This is a genomic window from Pelosinus sp. IPA-1, from assembly GCF_030269905.1.
GTDB lineage: Bacteria > Bacillota > Negativicutes > DSM-13327 > DSM-13327 > Pelosinus.
Window position 1 is genome coordinate 233,497 of record NZ_BSVC01000003.1, and the last position, 20,136, is coordinate 253,632.

The window sequence follows — 20,136 nt, forward strand, 5'->3', positions numbered from 1 at the left end:
TTATTGCTATGCTATATTTCGAAAAGTATCGAAGTGATGTTATTATATTTTATTTTATCTTCAATTTATTGTCAATAGTATAAACGGTAGCCTATTAAAGCTGACTAATAGGGGAACGGGAGTATTATCCCCATCCTAGAGGAATAATATAATAGAGCAGCTTCTTGTATAGTAGTCGGTATATAAAAGGATCCTATAGTACAAATAAGTACATACTTGTTATTTATTCTTTCTGTAGATATGATTACAACATAGAATAAAAAGGAGTGTGAAGCATGAGTAAGTTATTGGATGAGATAGTCATAAGAGGAAAGAAAATAAAAAACAGAATTGTTATGCCTCCGATGATGTGCTTTTCCTTTAAAGGCGATAATGGGGGAATGTACGGCGAACAGTATGTTGATCACTATACGAGAAGAGCCAAAGGCGGTACAGGCTTGATCATCGTACAAGCAACTTCTGCTCTGGGTGCAGCAAAGCAGCTTGATGTTTGGAGTGATGAAGAGATGAAACCGCTGGAAACAATCGCTCACAACTGCCACAACTATGGAGCTGCTGTAATGATGCAACTTTCTTACGGCGATATAAACATTAATGAATTATCGGTAGAAGAAATACATACGATGCAGTTAGACTGTATTGCTGCCGCTTCACGAGCGAAACAGGCAGGGTTTGACGGTGTTGAATATCACTTTGCTCATGGATATACGTTATGCAGATTTTTAGATCCAATATCAAACACAAGAACGGATAGCTATGGTGGGATTTTAGAAAACCGAGTACGCTTTTTAACTGAAATACTTCCTCAGATTCGTGTGGAAGTTGGCGAAGAATTCATTGTGAGTATTCGAATGGGTGGAAATATCCCTGATGTAGCAGGAGCAATTAAAGTAGCCAAGGTATTTGAAGAGGCAGGAATAGACCTGCTTCATGTTTCATTTGGTATGGAAGAGCCTAACAATACTGTGCCAGATGATTTCATCTGTAGTACTATCGCATTTAATGGTAGCGAGATTAAAAAGCATGTCAACATACCAGTAATTGCAGTGTCAGAAATATTTACAGCCGAGCAAGCAAAGTTCTTAGTAGAAAATGAATATGTGGATTTTGTAGCTATAGGCAGGGGTATCTTTGCCGATGAAAATTGGGCAAATAAAGTTCTTGCAAATGAGTCGATTCAGCAGTGCCGTAACTGTGGTGGTACTATCAGAAAATGTTTATGGTTTTCTGATCATACCAAATGCCCTGCCCAAATGAGTAGTTGATGGGCTAATCAATATAAGAACATGAATTGGAGGACTTTATGAAAATAATAGCAATTAACGGAAGCCCGAGGAAAACTTGGAATACTGCTACACTCTTAAATAAAGCACTGGAAGGGGCAGCATCCCAAGGAGCAGAAACGGAACTGATTCATCTTTATGACCTCAATTATAAAGGCTGTATCAGCTGTTTTGCATGCAAAACCAAAGATGGTAAAAGTTATGGTAGATGTCCAATACCCGATGACCTAGCATCAGTTTTTCAAAAAGTGGAGAAAGCGGATGCTGTTATTTTAGGATCTCCAATCTATTTGGGAAGGGTAACTGGTGAAATGGCAGCATTTCTAGATCGTTTTCTATTTCAATATTCGGCATATACCAATCCTCCCCAATCACTTTTCCCCAAGGCGCTGCCCGCAGGATTTGTTTATACAATGAATGCAACTGAGGAGCAGGCAAAAGAATATGGTTATGGTCAACAGTTTATGATTAATGAAAATATGATGCGTCGCATATTTGGAAACGCAGAATCTCTTATTAGCTATGATACGTATCAGTTTAATGATTATTCAAAGGTGGTTGCACCAAGGTTTGATCCTGAGAAAAAGGCTCTAAGACGCGAAGAAGTATTTCCTAAGGATTGCAAAACAGCGTTTGACATGGGAGTAAGATTTGCAACGAAATGAAAATATAAAAGTCATATAGAAGCCCGAGTCCGATATTTTATGCGGACTCGGGCTTTTTTTGCATACTTTGAAATTTAACTTTTCTTGGCTGAAATTCGCCTTATTAAGGTAATTTTTTTTGTCGCATAGTTATAAAATGTCACTCTTTTTAATATGCCAGCTGAAATGCCAATGCTCAAATCCCCTTTCGGTGATCGACCGCAGATTATCAAAACGGAAGATGCAGAAGATGTTCGTCTTCCTATTCAGGGAGAGGCGGTTCTTTTTTTTGCTATTTTTAAATAAATCTGGGAATCTATACCTTTTGCTAGAGGTAATAAATTCAAAAACCGTTTATTCTATAAGGGAATTGAGTAGAGGAAGATAAATCTAAAGAACTTAGTTTTAAAATTAGGAAATATCTGGGATCCGTGAGTAGCAGTAAAAAATGATTCTTGTAATCTTGGGTCAGAGAAAGCAATAGTGCAAAAATCAAGCTGATTATTAAAGTAGACTATAGGATAAAACAGAGAATGAAAAAGTATGAGGAGTGTTTAGGTGTTAAAAGAAATAAATGAACAAGAATTTGGTGTAAGTGATGTGCTAGCAAAGACCTGGTCAGTGTATTGTAAACAATTTAAATTGATAACAGCAATGTTAATGACTCTTTTTTTGCCGAGTGTAATGATGAATTCTATTATAGTTGAGCAAGGTGGAAAGCTAGATTCGAAGAATGCAGTGTTGCTATTCGTATTCATAATGATAGGAATGGTTCTGAGTTCCACGGTAATGTTGGGGGTTGCCTTAGTTGTAGAGAACACGGTAAAGACTGATGAGAATCGAATGAATTGGAAAACGGTTCTTCGTAAGGCTTTTTCTAGATTAGGAAGTTACATAGGAACAAGCCTATTAGCATCATTAATATTGTTTGGACTTTCTTTGTTATTAGTAATTCCAGGGATAATTTGGACTTTATATTATGTGTTTTTTATGCAAGTAGTTGTTTTACGTGGAATAGGTGGGAAAGCTGCCTTAGATTACAGTAAGTCCTTAGTCGAAGGACGTTGGTGGAAAGTATTTTGGATATTGTTTGTGATAAGTTTAATATATATTGCAATGTCTTTTGGGCTCGGATTTGTATCATTTTTACTACCTGAAGTGATTAGAATGATATTTGGTATATGCATGTATGTTATTGTATTTGGATTTTATATTGTTGCAACAACGATTCTTTTTCTTAACTTAGATTATACAAGCAAGAAGAATAGGAATGAAACAATAGAGTTGGATGGTAGGGCAGAAATGTAGCTAAAAAGCTAGGTAATACATTAAGAGTGAGGAGGCAGAGATTATGACCCGCGAATATCTGGATGAAAAAATTCTAAGAGTACGTAAACAAATAGCGGATGTAGCAGTGGAAGAGACTACAGAAGCAACCCTAGCTGCAGAAATAGCAGCCCAGAAGATCACAGAAGGACAAGCAACTATCTATGGTGAAAGCGTGCAATTTGTTCCACGGAAATTCTTTGATAATAAGCTGGAAATCATTTTACCTCAAAATTGGATGGATTTGCCGCTGGAATTAGCCAAACTTAAATATCCCTATGAAGGCAGGCCGCCTATTATTCTAAGCGATCCAACGACAGCCATCAACGTTACGATTAACCATACTATCAATTTGCTTCGGCAAGGTGAAGGAGAAATAGCTAGTTTTGCTGATGATATGATAACGATGACGAATAAAGCCACGAAAGCTAGGTTTTTTGAAGATGGGCTGGTCAAAACGGATAATGGCCTCTGGGTAGCGTGGTATGACTTTTCTGTGCCTGGTTTAGGTGAGGACCTTTATAACTTCGTTCTCTGTACATCCCTGGAGAATAGAGCACTAATAGTAAGCCTCAATTGTCCAGACAAACAAAAGACCCGATGGAAACCCCTTGCACTGGATATTCTGCATACCATTAAAATTACCAGTCGAGACATTGAAAAGTCAGATAGTGAAATGGAGGAAGAGATATGAATATAAAGCAAGGCTTCCCATCTATTCCCTCCATTTCATCTATGGCCGGATCTAACACAACTTTGGGCAGCAAAATGGCAGCACTGGGAAAAAATGATCTGAGCAATATATCGGGTTTTGTCCAATCAGCTTCTGGTTTGGGACTCATGAAAGATGAAAACGCAGTTCCATTAACAAACTTTTTGAAAACTGCTGCTGATACTGGTGCTCTGAGTAGTGGCAAACTTACGTCGACAGCCGTAAACGACTGTCTTATCAGTGCTGTAAACGACGGAGTACTTTCACAAGGTATGGCAGATATGAACAAAGCCGCCACACTGATTTCTAGTGCTAAATCTCTTGGCCTAAATGCTGCCAATATAATAAACCACTTACCCAGTATTCTGGATAAAGCTAAAAAACAAGGTATCCTTCCCCAAAAGGACTCATCAACAGAAGAAAAACAAGAAGAGAAAGGCGGACCGCCTCCGTCAGTGGGGCCGTCCATTACCAGTCATAAAATTCGTTTTGAACCGTATGAACTGGCGGATATCTTAGAAGTTCAAATGTTTCAGACTATTAATCAACATGCCAAACTATATATCAGAGGAGTTCTTGCTCCTTCTGCCGAGCAAAAAGATGGTGACCAGCCAGCAAAAGCGGAGGATCAAACTATTCAAGATACAAACGCTGGAAAAGCGGCCGCCCTATACAGTGTTGATGAAGAAGGAAATATTGAACGTCTTTTTCAGGGACTTATTCTAAATGTGAAACAAACACAGACCAGTGAACTAAAATACATTGAAGCCGAAATTGTTAGTCCAAGCTATGTTTTGGATATAAAGAAAAATAGCCGATCCTTCCAACAGACTACTGCTAGTTATGATGACATTATTCAACAGGTTACTGAGGGACAAATTAACGTTAAAAATTGTGAAGATACGAAACAGACAGGAAAACTGATTGTCCAGTACAAAGAAACGGACTGGGAGTTTTTAAAACGTATGGCATCTCACTTTAACACGGGGCTGGTGCCGGTAGCCAATTCTGACGAGGCGCAGCTTTATTTTGGTGTATCCATAGGCCAGGAAGCCAAAGAAATCAAAGTTGCTGCCTATAGTGTACAAAAGAACCTAGGGGATTATCAGACCGTTCAAGCCAATGATGTTACCCATTCAAATCCCAGCCTGGACGATACCGATTTCATTACTTACCGAATAGATAGCTTTGACCGACTGGCCATAGGTGATGCTGTGAGTTTTCTGAATCATACCCTCTATGTCCGGGAGATTGCCGCAGTATTGGAACAAGGCATTATCAAATATAGCTATACCCTAGTAAGCAAAATAGGATTAGTGCAAAAGGATCTTTTTAACGAAGAACTTATTGGCGTATCGTTAATGGCTCAGGTCAAAGTAATAACAAAAGACAAAGTCCAAGCTCATATTGTGGAAATTGATCCAGAATGGGATGGCAATGCTGACTGGTATTTCCCCTATTCCACTGTCTTTTCTTCACCTGATGGCAGCGGGTGGTATTGTATGCCGGAACCCGGTGACACGGTACACATACACTTTCCCAATCACAAGGAAGAAGATTCTGTAGCTGCAAGCTCTGTCAACAGTGATCAGTCCTTAGCTGGGCAAAGCCGTGATAAAGACGACGACGAGCCCCGTTCTGATCCAGACCAAAAATCCTTCAGTAACAAATATGGCAAAGAAGTATTGTTTACACCGGACGGTATCTATATCACCAATAAAGCAGGCCAAATCTTTATTAACCTAACTGACGCTGATGGTATCACCATTGTCAGTGAAAAAGATATTACCATCAATGCGAAAGAAAACATCTATCTTAAAGCTGATAAAGAACTTCTGATTACAGCAGGCGAAAGCCTTACATTAAAAGGTCGCACGTCCACCATAACGATGGACAAGGAAAACATTATAAAAATACAAGGTGACAAAGTGAAGACAAACTAACAGGAGGCGCGTATGACAAGAGAAGAAGCACAACAGCATTTTTGGCAGACCTGCGCTCGAGATATGTGCAAACAGGCTCTAGAACAGGTCGACCAGTACTATCGTCAGCACAGAGACAGACTGGCGGAAGAGTTGGCAGCAACTTTTATAGAATTTTTCCGCCAAGTCCGCCAAATGCAGGATGCAGGGCAAAAAAAAACAGTGAGTTACCTTTGCTGCTCTATGTTGTACACAGCTCTCCTGCAGGAAAAACCAGTTTGGCGGCTGGATGCCTATGATAAAAATGGCTATAACGATGAACAAGAATGTTCTCTTCGCTTTGATACTTCTTGGCTATTTAGCCCCTTGTATCAAACTTGCCGTAGATTGGAACAAGAACGAAAAAAATACGCCGGCAAAATCAACCCCTGCTATGTAGATACCATTAAACGTAGGCAGGCTTTTGCCTATCTTCCCTATATGATTTTAACGGCTCGGCAGGCATTAAAGCAGGCCGTGTTCAGTGAAGAATTTTCGGCTATCAATAAAGAGTCACGAGTCAACATCTGGGTGGGAGAATATAAGGATCTTAGTGAAACCGTGTACTCGTATGACGTAACCGTCAAAGACAGTGCAAATATCAAGAGATGGTTAGAGAAAAAGATCGAAGACAGCTACTTTGCCACTGTACTGAACGACCTTGATTTATCCCATGGAGACTATGAAGGCAATACCTTAAGCTACGCCCGACTGAATCACTGCCTACTAAAGCAAGTCAATCTTAGTGATACCTTACTATATGGTAGCGACTTTAGTCAGTGCGTCATAAATGACAGTGACTTTTCCTACAGTCAGATGAACGGTGCCATTTTTGATGACGCGATTATCAAAGGGACAACCTTTCTACAAAGTCGTGGCTCGCAAACAGACCTATATCATGAGGAAGGTACAGAAGAAGAAATGCTCATTGATATATTGGCAGGAGCAAGCTTTCATCATACGCAGATCACAGAAACGGACTTCTCTTACAGCGAACTTACAGGAGCTGATTTCAACGGAGCCAAGCTAGAACAGGTATCTTTTCGCTACAGCAGCCTGGATAAAACCAATTTTCAGGAAGCCATCTTGATTGGCTGTGACTTCAGCGGTGCCGACCTAAGCCATGCCCAACTGCAAAAAGCCGTCTTAATCAACTGCCGATTTGAAGATGCTGATCTTAGTGAGGCGAGGTTTCCTTCAGGTTGCCTCACTAGCATAAACCTGGACGAAGAACAAAAAAGGCAAATTAGTTCATAGACAGGAGGCTCAAAATGGAATACTTCATTCTTACCCAAGACACCCGGATTAATGGCCCGAGGGTACCGAAGGAACTCATCGAGATCGTTCCTAGAAAAATCACCAGCACAAAAAAAGATATAAAAATAACAGAAGCGATGGCTTTTTCCCTCCATAACAGCGAGGACTGGGAATACAGTGCCATCATCGACCAGTCTGTTTATCTTGTAAACACCGGAGTGAAAAATATACTCGTGCAATATGATCGGAATATCCAATCTACCCCAGTAATGTTCAATGATATAAAAAAAATGGAGCAACACCTCTATTGGCTAATCGATGTAAAAATAGCAGACTGTTTAGCTTCTGAAACCGTCTTTCATCCAAACCATACCCTAAAAAAAATGGTGCTGGATGAGAAAAAGGTTAGGAGCATCCCTGTATTTAGAATTGGTGGTATCCTGGAGGAATATTTTGTCGTTCGCCTTGACGTAGCCGAAAGTCTTCTACGACGGGAATTCTATGGGATTGGACTAAAACCAGTTCTAACCAATCAGTGAGCGAAGGAGTGAATGTAAGTGGATGTATTGCAGACTATTAAGGACCTCATCGAAATGGTAGGTGGGGCAGAAGCCCAAAGCTATGTGGTAAGAGGAGCAAAAGTCACTTGCTCCAAGGGAACCTCTCCTAGCCAGCTAGACCTTCCCCGATGTCATGGCGTGTATCTTCAAGACAAACCGCAGCTCAACATCATGGATTATCAGCCGGGAGCCAATATAATGCCCTTCGGAACCTGTTTGAAACCAGGATTGCCCCCTTGTAGTCCCAGTATTTTAGGACCCTGGACAGATGGAAAAAAAGATGTGCTCATTGAAGAGCAGCAGGCGCTCTTAAACACCAGCGTTAACTTCTGTGTACAGGGTGGCGTTATCAAGATTACTAAAGACGGTCAGGAGTAGGAGTAAAGAGATGGAAAAAAAGCAACAAGCCTTTAGCTACAGTGATATAACCTGCATCCTACCGGTACCCCTGCAAAGCCTTGTCGAGCTAACCATAATCCAAGCCATTGGTGAACATGTGAAGCTGCGTCTAACAGGTACAGCCCCTGACACCCTGAAAGTCTCTGATATAGAAAGCGTTGCACCAGAATCTCCTATAGAAATCAACCTTCCCGGTCGTGACCTGCCCTTCTTTACCGGGATATGTACGAGTATAGGCATGACCTATCAGGCTGACCTTAAAACTGTGGAGATTACAGGCCATTCCTGGACGTCGAAACTGGACGTCAACAAAAAATCCCGTTCCTATCAAAACCTTGGTATATCCTACAACGAATTGGTAGCCGATATTCTTAAAGACTATCCGGAAAAAGACTATAGGATCAACCTGCCTGAAGGCAAAACTTATACCACCTTTGCTGTACAATACTGGGAAACAGACTGGGAATTTCTAAAACGCATAGCAGCCAGAGAAGGCACCGTGCTGTTGCCTGACTACTCCGATGCCAATCATCGGCCACGATTCTATCTGGGACTGCCTGATGCTCCGTCAAAGTCGCTAACCGCCACAGCCAAAAAGATAGCCAGCAGAGATATTGAAAAATATCTGGCTCTTGCCAACAACCTGAGTGAAGAGATCAAGGAAACAGACCTTATCACCTATGAAGACGTTGGCTATGAAATTCTGACACTCGGGGAAAGAGTTGACTATAACGGCCAACAACTGACCATCATTAAAATCATCACTAAAATAGAAAAAGGTCTCCTGAAAAACACCTACACCCTGGCTTTCTCAGAAAAAATGGCTCTATCTCATACCGAAAATCACAACCTCAGAAGCGTAGCCCTCACAGGAAAAGTCCTAACAAGCAGTAACATCCACTCCAAAATCCACCTGGATATTGACGAGGAACAGGACGAAGCGACTGCCATATGGTTTCCCTATTCTGCCCCCACCAATAACTTCCTGTACTGTATGCCCCATAATGGAGAAGATATCAACCTCTACTTTAGAGATGGCTGGGAGGCAAACGCTATCGGTGTCAGTGGTGCAAGGAAGAACGGCGGTGGCTGCAAAAAAACGGCAGACTACAATAACCGCTACTTCACCAACAGCGAACGCAAAGAACTCTTTTTATCTCCGGAGACCTTATCCTATACCACAGATGAAAGCGCTGGTGACAAAATCACGATCCGAATGACCGATCCAGACGGCATCTTCATCGAAAGTAAACAACATATCGGCATGGGAGCCGACGTCAACCTAAAGCTAACAGCCGGAAAAAACATTGAAATGGAAGGTGCTCTTGGAGCTTACGTAGTCTGTGGTGATGGCAGTATCATCCTCAAAGAAGAGGCTGATGTTTTTGGACCCACCAAAGTGCAAATAGACGGTGTTGCCAAAAGTGAATTCTCTCCTTTAAAACAAAAAGAAGCAACGCTAGAAAACATGATAGACAATTTTCAGGAAGAACATCCCATTCTAGTGGCTGCCGTTGGCCTCATCCCGGTAGTAGGATCAGTGGTAGACGCCTATGATGCCTACAAATGCTTTAAATCAGGAGACATGGTAGGAGGTGCCCTCCATGCAACTACCGCTGTTGTCGGTCTCATTCCTGGTGGAAAAGTATTAACAACGGGAGCCAGAATCGCAGTAGAAGGGGGGCTGGCAGTAGGCACCTATGCCCATGAAAGTGGAGCATCTTCCCCAAAAGCTAGAGTATACAGCAAGTGAAACACATTATCAACAACAGTACTATTCGATAAAAAAGAAATAGACTGAGAGTTAGCTCAGTGTGATATGAAAACAGATGGAGAGGAAGAAGAATGAACCAAGGACATATACATTGTGGTCATATGAATAATTTGGTAAAATTAAATGGAGACATACGGATATGGGATTAGGGAGTCTTGCTAAGTTAATTAAAAAACTCTTTAAATCCGGTAAATCCATCAAAAGTCTAAGAAAATTAGGTAAAGGGATTGTTGGTGCCAGAAAATTAAAGAAAGCTGCTGAAACAGAGTCACTACTTGCCAAGTCAGCGCAAGCGTTCAAGCGTACGGGGACGAGTAAGGCTAACCTGAAAAATGCCTTGAAGTATAGAGCATACCTTAGAGAGATTGAGAAAAAGACAGGTAGAAAAATACCAAGGAATCAAATAAGAGAATTGAAGAATGCCATCAAAAATGGGGATTATTCTAAACCATTAGATAAAAAAGCTTATGAGGATCATACAACTGACTATTATAAACAAAGAGATAAAATGCGAGATGAGTGGTCCCAAAAAACAGACCAAGAATGGCCAAAGTATAAAGAGGATGTATATTCTAAAAATGGTAAACCTTATCTTTATGAAGGCGATAATTATGATTTGCATCATATAATTGAAAGAAAATACGGCGGACCAAACACTTGGTGGAATTCACATCCAGCTTCTAATCCGATAGAGCATCAAGCAGGGATTCATGGCTCGGGAAGTATTGCAAAGGAGCTTTTTCCTTAATAATAATTTACAGGAGGAACTTATAAATGGCGGATTTTAGTTTCTTGAAGGAATATGTTTTTGACCTTAAGGATGATAAACGATTAACAAGCAAGCACGCGTTTCATGAATTATCAAATGATGAAGTAGAAGATGCAGAGAAAAGTATAAATAGGCGTTTTCCTAAAGAACTCAAAGAGTTTTATCAGCAGATCGGATATGGTTTTTTATGTAAACAAGATAAAAAGTTGAATGATAGAATTATGGATCCAGGCAGTATTGCAGATTTTATTCTACGCGAAGATCGATTTGAATATGATGAATATAGGGACATGATTGATATTGAGAAAGAAATGGTATTTTTTGAAGTAGCTGAAAGCTCGTATTTGAGTTTGGATCTGACTCAAGAAGATGAAAATGGTGTGTGTCCTGTTTTATGCTTTGGGAACAAGATTGCAGATTCGATACTTGATTTTGTTAAGAAGATGGATGCCGAGACTGACTATTTCATAAATCTATAAGAATGTGGTAGGATACAAGAAAAATTTCCTGTAATCAATTCTGTGAGATCTAACTGCAACCAAACTTACTACAGAACTACGATTGTCAGGAAGTGGAAAGAAGCAAGGGGACGCGTACCTTGCTTCTTCTATATTGTAAGACTCGTCAGGGAGGTCCATGGGGTCTACCATAGTATTTATGAGACACATTCCCGAAATAAAGTGATATAATAAAAAATAGACGAGGGTGTGGCTCATGGGGTTAGTTGCTTGCGAAAGTGAGTTGACTCAGCTCTGAAATGCCGCCCTCGTTTTTTTGTTATCCGTGACGTTGACCGGGATGATGCCGTCCAGTGGGAAGTGGCTCTGTTAGTAGACGTAATGTTGGATAACAAAAAGGGTGGCGCACAACGAAATGTGGGAGGACAAGCAAATGCAACAATTATTAGTTGGCGTAGATGTAGGTTGTCACAAACATGCTGTTGCTATCGGTGGCCCTAATGGGATCGTAGAGCAATTTGAAATCACTCATGACATCCGTGGATTTGAGTATTTCTTTGCCCGTGTGTCAGCGCAAGCTCGGGAAATCCATGGGGTCAGGCTTGAGTTATTTAGAAAATTGACTTATAGTAGATGGTCTGCTAATCTGAGATAAAGTAGGATTGGCAGGTGGAAATGATGGCAAGAAAGCCAAGGGTGCATTACGACGGTGCACTCTATCATGTAATAGCTAGGGGAAATAATCGATCAAATATATTTGAAACAGATGAAGAAAAAGAAAAGTATATAGAAATCGTAGCAGACTATAAAGAACGATATGACTTTCAATTATACGCTTATGTGATTATGGACAATCACGTTCACTTACTGCTTCAAATAGGGAAAAATCCATTGTCAAAAATAATGCAAGGTATCCAACAGAGATATACGCAGTATTACAATTGGCACTGTAAACACAGCGGACATGTATTTGAACAACGCTACAAGGCCTTCTTATGCGAAAAAGAGAGTTATTTAATGGCTCTTATATGCTATATACATCAGAATCCAGTACGGGCAAACATACCAGAGGGAATCAACCATAGGTGGAGCAGTCATAAATCATATATTAGAAGAGTACAAGGGTTAGTAAATGTGGAATTTATATTGAATATATTGAGTTCCAATCATGATAAGGCAATGGAGCAATACCTGAAGTTAGTGGAGACAGTAGTTGATAAACCGGAATATAAAAATGAAAGCGTAGAAGTAAACGAAGATCAGAGAACTATCATAAAAGAAGAAGCAGAAAGAACAGGGATGGAACTAACGTGGGAAGAGCTAGTAGAAATGATCACTATAGAGAAACAAGTGAATCAAGAGCAGTTGCTAGGAAAGTGTCGAATACGGCAGGTGGTGGCAGCCAGAAAGAGATTGATTTATGAAGTGATAGAGAGAAATCTAATGACAAGAACGCAGTTAGCCAAAGTATTACAGATTGATCCAGCGAACATTACAAGGATTTGGCAAGAGTTACTGAAAGTTAGAAGGTAATAAGTCAATTTTTATATAACTCAAGCCTGACCCTAAATTGTCCCAAATCACCAAAAGAAAGCTGGCGGTGCTGATAGGCTAAAACCGATGATGGCGGTCATTTGATAGGAACGAGGTTTGATGGTTCTGGTAAAGTTGATAATATTGTCCCAATGAACTCAAACCTAAATAGAGGAGAGTTTAAGAAGTTAGAAAATTCATGGGAGACGGCCTTGAAAAATGGACAAAAGGTAGAAGTAAAAATAAAACCAGTTTATCAAGGGGATTCTACAAGACCTTCGAGTTATATAATAAATTCAACAATAGATGGTCGAAAGCAAAAGCCTGTAATATTTAATAATTCGCCAGGAGGGATATAAATGGAAACAAGCGTTATGGAAGATATCTATGGCAAAATAGCCAATATTGTCAGCGAAATGATTCCTGAGGAGTGGGATAAAGTATATTTGTATGCACAGGTAAGTGAAGGGGTTCAATCCTTTTATTTTCATTACTATCCACAAGGTCAGAAGAATACAGTGTACAGCCCCGATATTGTAGATATATTTGATGTTGATGAGGATTCCATGGATATGCTTACATTGGATCTATGCAATTGCTGTAAGGAACTTTGGGAAGAATTTAAAAATAGTAAACAAGATTTATGGACCAATCTTACATTCATACTTGAGAGTACTGGGGAGTTCAAAATAGATTATGACTATACAGAATTATCAGAGATAGATGACTATGAAAGACAAATAATTTGGGAATATAACAACCTTAGAATTGAGCCACCTGCCGATAGAAAGAGAGATGTGAAAATACTTCAAGATTATTTACGGAGCTTGAAATAAGATTGTGTTGAATTAGTTGCTAGAGGTCAAAGGATGTGATAATCCCTTGACCTCTCTCTTTGGCCTAAGACAAGGGGACGGTGGTACTGTCTTGTGGCAGTGCCACCGTCTTTTTAGTGCATTAGACCGAAATGTCTTTAACAAAAAATTAAAAGAACGTGGCTTATTTATCAGACAAATATCCAGAGTGACTGGGGTAAGTAAAGGGATTGTTGAAAGAAGTTAACAAGACTCAACTACGCATTCTTCGCCGTCTTTACCTTCATGGTGAGACGGTTCTTTATTAATCTCTTAAAATGCATCTGGGAATCTATACCTTTTGCTAGAGGTATAGATTTGAAAAATCAGTTACTCTATAAAGGGTAAGATAAACTCCAGTAGACCCCAAATTGTCCTTGCTAAGTTAATTAAAAAACTCTTTAAATCCGGTAAAACAATTAAGAGTCTAAGAAAATTAGGTAAAGGGATTGTTGGTGCCAGAAAATTAAAGAAAGCTGCTGAAACAGAGTGACTACTTGCCAAGTCAGCGCAAGCGTTCAAGCGTACGGGGACGAGAAAAGCTGTAGTAAAAAGAACTGGACCAAAAGGTGTCGACCCAAATCATCATAATGCAAATGTAATGGTAAGAGATGTAGATGGGAAAGTAATATCGCATGAGCGTGTAGTAAGTGGTAACATGACTGTAGAAGAAAAAGCATTAGGCTTTCCTAAAAATACACTTGCAAGTCATACAGAGGCAAGGGCGGTCACACAAACGCCTCTTAAAGAGGGACAAACAATGACTATTACTGGTCAACGTCCACCTTGTCCTTCTTGCAAAGGATATATGAATAGAGCAATGAAAGAAACGGGAGCAGACATTCGCTATCAATGGCGGCAAGATGGAAAAACCCAAAAATGGCCATAAATAGGAGGTAGATAAGCTATGACAACAAAATTTGAATCAAGTTTCTTATATGCACAAGTTGATGAAAATGACGTTATTATGGTAGGTTTTGCTGATGATGAATTTGAAACAAAGGACTATGTTTTGTTTCAAAAGTCATCAGTTAGTAATGAACAAGATAAGAAATTAGGATTCGATAAAGTTCATATTACCTATTGTAATCAAGTACACTCCGCATATGGAGACATTTTAAAGTTTGTATTGAAAAATGGTCTTGCTGAAATTACATTTGATTCTAGAACAGCAAGTGAATTAGGTATAGATGAACAGCTTGAAATTGTATTTTCTCCCAATGATGCAAAATTAGCTGAAGTAAAGCATTATTTGGCTCAAATGTTTATTGATAAAGACGGTGTCTTTAAAAGTGAAGCATAATTCGCTCGGGAAGAAAGAAGCAAGGGGACGCGTACCTTGCTTCTTCTATATTGTAAGACTTGCCATTATCCAAGGGGTCGAGTAAAGCTGAGACATTAGCTAAAAATAGAGAAACTGGAAGAGCATTTGAAAAAGAATCATTAGAAAAAATGCAAGAAAACAATGATAATGTAGTGGAGCAAATTACAGTAAAAACCAAAAGTGGAACTAAAACAAGGTTGGACGGTATCGGAGTAGACGAAAAGACAGGCGAAGTCGTAATAGAAGAATATAAAGCTTCACCAACGGCACCTTTGACCAAGAATCAGGAAATTGCTCATCCAGAAATAGCTGAATCAGGAGCTACTGTAGTAGGAAAAGGTAAAGAGCCGTTTGTAGGTGGGACTGAAATTCCGCCTACTAAATAAGCCTAGTAAGGAAAAACTAGAAGGTGAGGATGCCTATATGTCGGTAGAAGATAAAGACAAAATTGATAGTATGGGGATAAATAAAGAAACGGGTGTCGTTACATTAGCTATAGCGGACCATCTTGATTGGGACAACGAATATGACCATTTGGTAATGCTTCAGGAAAAAATAAATACATATTTAAGTTTTCTTGAAAGTGGTGAGGTTTATGAAAGCTACCCTCAAGCTAAGGGGAAAAAGTTTGATATTAAAATCTACGCAAAATATGAATTGTCTGAAAGAGCAGAGGAATTTCTAAATTTTGCATATGGAAAAGTTGTAGAGGCAGGATTTAACTTGAGTTGTGAAATTATGGGGGATAAATAAGGTAAAGACTTACTGCAAAATTAAATAAAACTCGCTGCAAAATAGATAAAGTTTATGCTTAAAGGGTAGAATCTGATATCCCGAATTCAAAATTAAAAGAATTAATTAATATGAATAAAAAATTATATCCAGAAATGAGGAAGTAGAATGAATAAAGTATTTATTAAAGGTATTTACAAAACGGTAGTTGAAGAAAATAAAGAGCTGTACAAAGATTTATTTAATAATACAACTATAGATAAAAGGACAGACGAATATTGGAAGCAATCGTTAAATCTTTACAATAATTTATCAAAAGATAATAAAGAAGCATTAATGAATATTATTGAGCAAACTATGATAGACACGATTTCAAATATATTTGGGATAATTGATGGAAGTAGTACACTTAATGGATGTAATATTAAAACTAAGTTATTACTGGATGGCAAGGATACTGATGGGGAATTACAAGATACATTTTTAGAGTACGTGGAAGAGCTAAAGGAATAGTTGTAAAATTTACTGCAAAATTTACTGCAAAATTTAGAAAAGATTCGCTGCAAAAATACAATAATTTAGTGGATGTAAATTAAACTACAGAATAAGACAAGGGGACGGTGGAAGTGTCTTGCCGAAGAAATCATGAAGTGGTATGTAAAGGGATTGTTGAAAGAAGTTAACACGACTCAATTACCGCACTCTGTATTAGAAAGTGGGATCATTTTAATCGTAACTCTTCGCCGTCTTTACCTTCATGGTGAGACGGTTCTTTGTTGATCTCTTTAAGCATATTTGGAAATCTATACCTTTTGCTAGAGGTATAGATTTGAAAAATCAGTTACTCTATAAAGGGTAAGATAAATCTAAAGATCTGGATTAATCTATTAGAAAAATCTCCAGGATGAAAAGAAAATAAGATACAACCACCGTCCCCGTGTCTTTTCCAGATTCTTTAATAATTGAGCCTTACTTTAATGTGGCATTTAAGCGGCCAGATTTACTTAAATATCTCCCATTACCGTTTGGATATCGTTTTTATCTGTCGCAACAAGAAAAGGACATATGGTTTGATGAAAAAGTGTTAGAAGATAGTTAATAAAAAGGAATACAATTGAAAAGTATTTTAGTAATAAGATCAGGAATAGAGGGGATTTCTTAAATGAACAAACGCGAAATCATTAAATGGATCGAATGTGATGGGGGACCCCATTTACTTTTAGAAAAACGTTTAGTACCACACTGGATGGGAACAACAGATATTCAAGATGATGATAAAGCAACCGACTATGACCGCGCATGTAATATTGAAGACTATATTGGAATTATTCCTGTAAGTAATGGATGTGGACTTGTAGTAAGCGAAGACGTCGCAAAAAGTACTTGGATTGCCTCTGAAGATGGAAATGGTGGATTTTTAGTAGTATTAAACTACATAGGTGATGATGTTGACGAGAGTTTGATTGTTAATAAAATAAGGACAGTAGATCGGTCGCTTTTTGAAGCTACAAATTTACAGTTCTCCGTACAAGATAATTATGTTTACTTATTTGCTGCATGTGATTGTGGTCCAGAGTGGTTATATGGATGCGCTGAGATCCAACTCAAGCCAGGTATATATTCTATAGATACTATCGACAGCTACGATTTTGACGAATGTAGCTTTAGAATACATAGGCTTAGGCGCTCGTAAGAAGGCGCAATCCCTGGCCTAAGGTAAATTTTGTGCAAAATGAGACAGAAGGGACGTTTCTTTTTTGACAACAAGGTGTTAAATGTCCTAATGTCTCTATAGCGAAAAGTTGATGGAAAAAGAAACGTCCCAATGTCTTACTCTAAAGAAAATCCAGGAGGATTTTATAAATGACAGATTTTAATTTTTTAAAAAAGTACGTTTTTGACTTAAGTGATGATAATAAGTCAGCAAGCAAACATGTGTTTTATAAAGTGTCAGATGATGACATAAGGGATGCAGAAAAAAGTATAAACATGTGTTTTCCAAAAGAACTAAAAACACTGTATCAACAAGTTGGATATGGATTTTTATGTAGTCAAGACCGTAATTCAGTTGATAGGATTATGGGACCTGGAAGTATTGCAGATTTTATTCTGCGAGAAGATCGATACGAATACGATGAATATCGCGATATGATTGACATTGAAAAAGAAATGGTGTTCTTCGAATTAGGTGAAAGCGTGTATTTGACTTTGGATTTGACTCAACAAGATGAGAATGGAATTTGCCCTGTGCTATATTTTGATGATAAAATTGCAGATTCTCTATTAGATTTTATTAAGAAAATGGATGTTGAGACTGACTATTTTATAAATCTATAAGAAGTTGCCAGGAAGAAGACATAAGCAAAGGGATGATTCCTTTGCTTCTTAAGGTAAAAGGCTAAGTTTTTTGTCCGAATGGCAAGAACATAGTCCTTTTTTATTCTCGAAAGCAAATGAAAAAGTTTGTATTTTACTGAAAGACATCAAGTCTACACCTTTTAGGGGAGGTAATAACTACCAAGATGGATTATCCTATTAGAGAGCGACAGAAGGGACGTTTCTATTTTATCATTGAAATAGTGACAAAAAAGAAGCGTCCCCAATTGTCTCGAAGAGGTGATGTATATGAATAGAGAAGAGTTAATAGAATTTATTAAGGAAAACTCTCAAGATCTTGAATTCATTGATGGTAAGTGTACTGGTGGTCATTTCGCTGAGGGTTACTTTACTGGTGGTGTTGATGAAGAAAAGGTCAAATATATTGAAACGGAATTAAAGGTAACCCTTTCAAGTAGTTACAAATGGTTTTTGCAGACTTTTGGTATGGGTGGAATTTATGGGGTTGGAATCTTAGGATTTGGAAAATTTACTCCTCCTTCAGTGGTTACTCAGACACAGAGGTATCGTAACAGCTTTGGATTACCATCGAAATACGCAGTGATTGAAGATTGTGATGAATTTGTATATTGTCTTGCTACCGACAAGATGAAAGACAACGAATGCCCAGTCATTTCTTGGGATCGCATAGATGGTTTTGGTAGTGAAGAAGCGAGTAACTTTATAGAATTTCTTGCCGAGAGACTTTCGGATGCAAAAAAAGATTCGGACTACTTAGAGGAATAACTGAGCAAAAAGATGGCCGATTTTCAATAAAAATTGACTGCAAAGAAAGAAGCAAGGGGACGCGTACCTTGCTTCTTCTATATTGTAAGACTCGTCAGCATCCAAGGGGTCGAGGAAAGCTGGAGAAGATTTTGTAGGAACATTAAAAGGTGAAAAAGTCCGATTGCCAGGCGTTAAAACGGAGGAAATAAACTATACAAATAGGACTGGCGAAGAAACAGAAAAATTGCGTAAAGCATTTGATAACACTGAGAGAAAGCAGTTTTTACACGGCTTATCGAAAGATACTGAGAGACTTAAGAACGCAGGTATGTGAGATGCAGATATTGCTAGAATGCAGGATGGGCTTAATCCTAAAGGGTGGCAAGTGTACCACAAGCTTCCTTTGAATGATAGTGGAACGAATGATATGAATAATTTAGTATTAATTAAAAATGACCCATATCATAAGGTTATAACAAATTATCAGAATGCCTCAACGAAAGGCATGCTCCCAGGTGAAACTAAATCTTTTGATTGGCCGATACCAAACGGAAATATTTATCCGCCGAGTAATTAATCTAGATTAAGAAGGAAGGGTTTTATTTTGTGGAATGAACAATTATCACAAATTAGAAAAGTTGAAGAGAAATATGGTGATAGTCTTAATGTCCCTGCTTCAAATGAACAAATAGAATTCTTAAAAAAGAGCGTTAAAGAAAGATTAAATCATATTTTACCAGATCAGTACATTAATTTTCTTCAAAATGTTAATGGAATTGACTTTAATGGATTTATAATTTATGGGGTCGATAGTTTTTTAACAGAAGATAAAGACAATCCATCGATTCCAGGATATATAGAGACGAATGAACTTTGGTACGAAAATGACTATCAAAAACAGTATATGTTTTTTGGAGATACTAATATTAGCTGGTATTGTTTAGATATTACAAAGGGAATCTATGTTGAGCTTGATAAACCTTCAGGAACATTAATGCATGAATTTAAGGATTTTGATTCTATGTTAGAAAAAGCACTTAAAGATAGTCTTATTTAGACAACAGGCTATATGAAAAGAAAGACCAGATAACACAATATCACTGATTTCAAACGTAAAATGGAATTGTCAACAAAATAACTACCAAGATGGATTATCCTATCAGTAGGTTCGATAAAAAGGCGAAGGTTTTGGTAGGTGAAGGAATCAGTGCGGACAGCTCATTTACTTCTTACATAAATATTTAACGACGGGCGTTGGAGAACTTCAGACTATGAGAATCAATAGGTAATATGGGGAGTCAAGGATGCAAAAAAACCGTCCCCCCGCTTCTGTAACAAGACAAGCTGCACGGCAACGGATACAGCATGGTTTATTAGGTGGAGATGAAGTTCCAAGAATACCAGGAAGGATTAATCAAACGAAATAAGTTTTTGTTTACAGGAGG

The 20,136-nt window shown here is 38.5% G+C and carries 25 protein-coding genes and 2 pseudogenes; all 27 read left to right on the top strand.

What is annotated here, in order from left to right; translation table 11 throughout:
- Positions 1-275: 275 nt before the first annotated feature.
- The 27 genes and pseudogenes from QSJ81_RS07815 to QSJ81_RS07940 all read left to right on the top strand — a co-directional run bounded on the left by QSJ81_RS07815 (position 276) and on the right by QSJ81_RS07940 (position 20,118).
- Entirely contained in the window at positions 276-1,265 is a 990-nt protein-coding gene (locus QSJ81_RS07815) for an NADH:flavin oxidoreductase (protein WP_285716848.1), read from the top strand.
- A 38-nt stretch (positions 1,266-1,303) separates the two neighbouring features.
- On the top strand, positions 1,304-1,948 hold the full coding sequence (locus QSJ81_RS07820) for a flavodoxin family protein (protein WP_285716849.1): 645 nt from the start codon (positions 1,304-1,306) through the stop codon (positions 1,946-1,948).
- A 537-nt stretch (positions 1,949-2,485) separates the two neighbouring features.
- The gene (locus QSJ81_RS07825) at positions 2,486-3,235 is read left to right on the top strand and encodes a hypothetical protein (protein ID WP_285716850.1); all 750 of its coding nucleotides are present in this window, start codon (positions 2,486-2,488) and stop codon (positions 3,233-3,235) included.
- A gap of 43 nt (positions 3,236-3,278) precedes the next feature.
- Positions 3,279-3,947 (top strand): hypothetical protein, encoded by a 669-nt coding sequence (locus QSJ81_RS07830; RefSeq protein WP_285716851.1) that lies wholly within the window; start codon positions 3,279-3,281, stop codon positions 3,945-3,947.
- The gene (locus tag QSJ81_RS07835; protein WP_285716852.1) at positions 3,944-5,908 is read left to right on the top strand and encodes a contractile injection system protein, VgrG/Pvc8 family; all 1,965 of its coding nucleotides are present in this window, start codon (positions 3,944-3,946) and stop codon (positions 5,906-5,908) included. Before QSJ81_RS07830 ends, QSJ81_RS07835 begins: the two co-directional genes overlap by 4 nt.
- 63 nt (positions 5,909-5,971) lie before the next feature.
- Positions 5,972-7,183 carry a pentapeptide repeat-containing protein gene (locus QSJ81_RS07840; RefSeq protein WP_285716853.1) on the top strand — a complete coding sequence of 404 codons (1,212 nt, stop codon included), beginning with the start codon at positions 5,972-5,974 and terminating at the stop codon, positions 7,181-7,183.
- A 14-nt stretch (positions 7,184-7,197) separates the two neighbouring features.
- The gene (locus QSJ81_RS07845) at positions 7,198-7,722 is read left to right on the top strand and encodes a hypothetical protein (protein ID WP_285716854.1); all 525 of its coding nucleotides are present in this window, start codon (positions 7,198-7,200) and stop codon (positions 7,720-7,722) included.
- Between the two features lie 18 nt (positions 7,723-7,740).
- Positions 7,741-8,121 carry a DUF4280 domain-containing protein gene (locus tag QSJ81_RS07850; protein ID WP_285716855.1) on the top strand — a complete coding sequence of 127 codons (381 nt, stop codon included), beginning with the start codon at positions 7,741-7,743 and terminating at the stop codon, positions 8,119-8,121.
- A 10-nt stretch (positions 8,122-8,131) separates the two neighbouring features.
- Positions 8,132-9,895, top strand: coding sequence for a contractile injection system protein, VgrG/Pvc8 family (locus tag QSJ81_RS07855; protein ID WP_285716856.1), 1,764 nt, complete (start codon positions 8,132-8,134; stop codon positions 9,893-9,895).
- 160 nt (positions 9,896-10,055) lie between these two features.
- Positions 10,056-10,664 carry an HNH endonuclease signature motif containing protein gene (locus QSJ81_RS07860; RefSeq protein ID WP_285716857.1) on the top strand — a complete coding sequence of 203 codons (609 nt, stop codon included), beginning with the start codon at positions 10,056-10,058 and terminating at the stop codon, positions 10,662-10,664.
- Between the two features lie 26 nt (positions 10,665-10,690).
- Entirely contained in the window at positions 10,691-11,164 is a 474-nt protein-coding gene (locus QSJ81_RS07865) for an SMI1/KNR4 family protein (protein WP_285716858.1), read from the top strand.
- 412 nt (positions 11,165-11,576) lie between these two features.
- Positions 11,577-11,798 (top strand): hypothetical protein, encoded by a 222-nt coding sequence (locus QSJ81_RS07870; RefSeq protein ID WP_285716859.1) that lies wholly within the window; start codon positions 11,577-11,579, stop codon positions 11,796-11,798.
- 20 nt (positions 11,799-11,818) lie between these two features.
- The gene (locus tag QSJ81_RS07875) at positions 11,819-12,676 is read left to right on the top strand and encodes a transposase (RefSeq protein WP_285716860.1); all 858 of its coding nucleotides are present in this window, start codon (positions 11,819-11,821) and stop codon (positions 12,674-12,676) included.
- Positions 12,677-12,771: 95 nt separating this feature from the next.
- A pseudogene (locus tag QSJ81_RS07880) lies at positions 12,772-13,035 on the top strand (DNA/RNA non-specific endonuclease); the annotation flags it as partial.
- Entirely contained in the window at positions 13,036-13,512 is a 477-nt protein-coding gene (locus tag QSJ81_RS07885; protein ID WP_285716862.1) for an immunity protein YezG family protein, read from the top strand.
- 610 nt (positions 13,513-14,122) lie between these two features.
- Positions 14,123-14,419 (top strand): annotated as a pseudogene (locus QSJ81_RS07890) (hypothetical protein); the annotation flags it as partial.
- A gap of 18 nt (positions 14,420-14,437) precedes the next feature.
- Positions 14,438-14,833 carry an Imm10 family immunity protein gene (locus tag QSJ81_RS07895; protein WP_285716863.1) on the top strand — a complete coding sequence of 132 codons (396 nt, stop codon included), beginning with the start codon at positions 14,438-14,440 and terminating at the stop codon, positions 14,831-14,833.
- Between the two features lie 59 nt (positions 14,834-14,892).
- Positions 14,893-15,240: a hypothetical protein gene (locus QSJ81_RS07900; protein ID WP_285716864.1), complete on the top strand. Its 348-nt coding sequence runs from the start codon at positions 14,893-14,895 to the stop codon at positions 15,238-15,240.
- The gene (locus tag QSJ81_RS07905) at positions 15,212-15,607 is read left to right on the top strand and encodes a DUF6572 domain-containing protein (protein WP_285716865.1); all 396 of its coding nucleotides are present in this window, start codon (positions 15,212-15,214) and stop codon (positions 15,605-15,607) included. Before QSJ81_RS07900 ends, QSJ81_RS07905 begins: the two co-directional genes overlap by 29 nt.
- A gap of 147 nt (positions 15,608-15,754) precedes the next feature.
- On the top strand, positions 15,755-16,099 hold the full coding sequence (locus QSJ81_RS07910) for a hypothetical protein (RefSeq protein ID WP_285716866.1): 345 nt from the start codon (positions 15,755-15,757) through the stop codon (positions 16,097-16,099).
- Positions 16,100-16,565: 466 nt separating this feature from the next.
- On the top strand, positions 16,566-16,685 hold the full coding sequence (locus tag QSJ81_RS25795) for an immunity protein Imm33 domain-containing protein (RefSeq protein WP_502929642.1): 120 nt from the start codon (positions 16,566-16,568) through the stop codon (positions 16,683-16,685).
- A 63-nt stretch (positions 16,686-16,748) separates the two neighbouring features.
- On the top strand, positions 16,749-17,279 hold the full coding sequence (locus QSJ81_RS07915) for an Imm21 family immunity protein (protein ID WP_285716867.1): 531 nt from the start codon (positions 16,749-16,751) through the stop codon (positions 17,277-17,279).
- Positions 17,280-17,449: 170 nt separating this feature from the next.
- Positions 17,450-17,923: an SMI1/KNR4 family protein gene (locus QSJ81_RS07920; RefSeq protein ID WP_285716868.1), complete on the top strand. Its 474-nt coding sequence runs from the start codon at positions 17,450-17,452 to the stop codon at positions 17,921-17,923.
- 288 nt (positions 17,924-18,211) lie between these two features.
- Complete coding sequence (locus QSJ81_RS07925; RefSeq protein WP_285716869.1) at positions 18,212-18,709, top strand: SMI1/KNR4 family protein; 498 nt, start codon at positions 18,212-18,214, stop codon at positions 18,707-18,709.
- A 163-nt stretch (positions 18,710-18,872) separates the two neighbouring features.
- Positions 18,873-19,025 carry a hypothetical protein gene (locus QSJ81_RS07930; protein WP_285716870.1) on the top strand — a complete coding sequence of 51 codons (153 nt, stop codon included), beginning with the start codon at positions 18,873-18,875 and terminating at the stop codon, positions 19,023-19,025.
- Between the two features lie 270 nt (positions 19,026-19,295).
- The gene (locus QSJ81_RS07935; protein WP_285716871.1) at positions 19,296-19,748 is read left to right on the top strand and encodes a YrhA family protein; all 453 of its coding nucleotides are present in this window, start codon (positions 19,296-19,298) and stop codon (positions 19,746-19,748) included.
- Between the two features lie 247 nt (positions 19,749-19,995).
- Complete coding sequence (locus QSJ81_RS07940) at positions 19,996-20,118, top strand: hypothetical protein (RefSeq protein ID WP_285716872.1); 123 nt, start codon at positions 19,996-19,998, stop codon at positions 20,116-20,118.
- The last annotated feature ends 18 nt before the right edge of the window (positions 20,119-20,136 follow it).

Excerpts from the sequence above, each read along its gene's own strand:
- QSJ81_RS07920 (WP_285716868.1), top strand. The coding sequence starts at position 17,450 with ATGACAGATTTTAATTTTTTAAAAAAGTACGTTTTTGACTTAAGTGAT.
- QSJ81_RS07815 (WP_285716848.1), top strand. The coding sequence starts at position 276 with ATGAGTAAGTTATTGGATGAGATAGTCATAAGAGGAAAGAAAATAAAA.
- QSJ81_RS07835 (WP_285716852.1), top strand. The coding sequence starts at position 3,944 with ATGAATATAAAGCAAGGCTTCCCATCTATTCCCTCCATTTCATCTATG.
- QSJ81_RS07860 (WP_285716857.1), top strand. The coding sequence starts at position 10,056 with ATGGGATTAGGGAGTCTTGCTAAGTTAATTAAAAAACTCTTTAAATCC.
- QSJ81_RS07855 (WP_285716856.1), top strand. The coding sequence starts at position 8,132 with ATGGAAAAAAAGCAACAAGCCTTTAGCTACAGTGATATAACCTGCATC.
- QSJ81_RS07830 (WP_285716851.1), top strand. The coding sequence starts at position 3,279 with ATGACCCGCGAATATCTGGATGAAAAAATTCTAAGAGTACGTAAACAA.
- QSJ81_RS07925 (WP_285716869.1), top strand. The coding sequence starts at position 18,212 with ATGAATAGAGAAGAGTTAATAGAATTTATTAAGGAAAACTCTCAAGAT.
- QSJ81_RS07885 (WP_285716862.1), top strand. The coding sequence starts at position 13,036 with ATGGAAACAAGCGTTATGGAAGATATCTATGGCAAAATAGCCAATATT.
- QSJ81_RS07865 (WP_285716858.1), top strand. The coding sequence starts at position 10,691 with ATGGCGGATTTTAGTTTCTTGAAGGAATATGTTTTTGACCTTAAGGAT.
- QSJ81_RS07910 (WP_285716866.1), top strand. The coding sequence starts at position 15,755 with ATGAATAAAGTATTTATTAAAGGTATTTACAAAACGGTAGTTGAAGAA.
- QSJ81_RS07820 (WP_285716849.1), top strand. The coding sequence starts at position 1,304 with ATGAAAATAATAGCAATTAACGGAAGCCCGAGGAAAACTTGGAATACT.
- QSJ81_RS07870 (WP_285716859.1), top strand. The coding sequence starts at position 11,577 with ATGCAACAATTATTAGTTGGCGTAGATGTAGGTTGTCACAAACATGCT.
- QSJ81_RS07895 (WP_285716863.1), top strand. The coding sequence starts at position 14,438 with ATGACAACAAAATTTGAATCAAGTTTCTTATATGCACAAGTTGATGAA.
- QSJ81_RS07875 (WP_285716860.1), top strand. The coding sequence starts at position 11,819 with ATGATGGCAAGAAAGCCAAGGGTGCATTACGACGGTGCACTCTATCAT.
- QSJ81_RS07940 (WP_285716872.1), top strand. The coding sequence starts at position 19,996 with ATGCAAAAAAACCGTCCCCCCGCTTCTGTAACAAGACAAGCTGCACGG.
- QSJ81_RS07845 (WP_285716854.1), top strand. The coding sequence starts at position 7,198 with ATGGAATACTTCATTCTTACCCAAGACACCCGGATTAATGGCCCGAGG.
- QSJ81_RS07915 (WP_285716867.1), top strand. The coding sequence starts at position 16,749 with ATGAACAAACGCGAAATCATTAAATGGATCGAATGTGATGGGGGACCC.
- QSJ81_RS07840 (WP_285716853.1), top strand. The coding sequence starts at position 5,972 with ATGTGCAAACAGGCTCTAGAACAGGTCGACCAGTACTATCGTCAGCAC.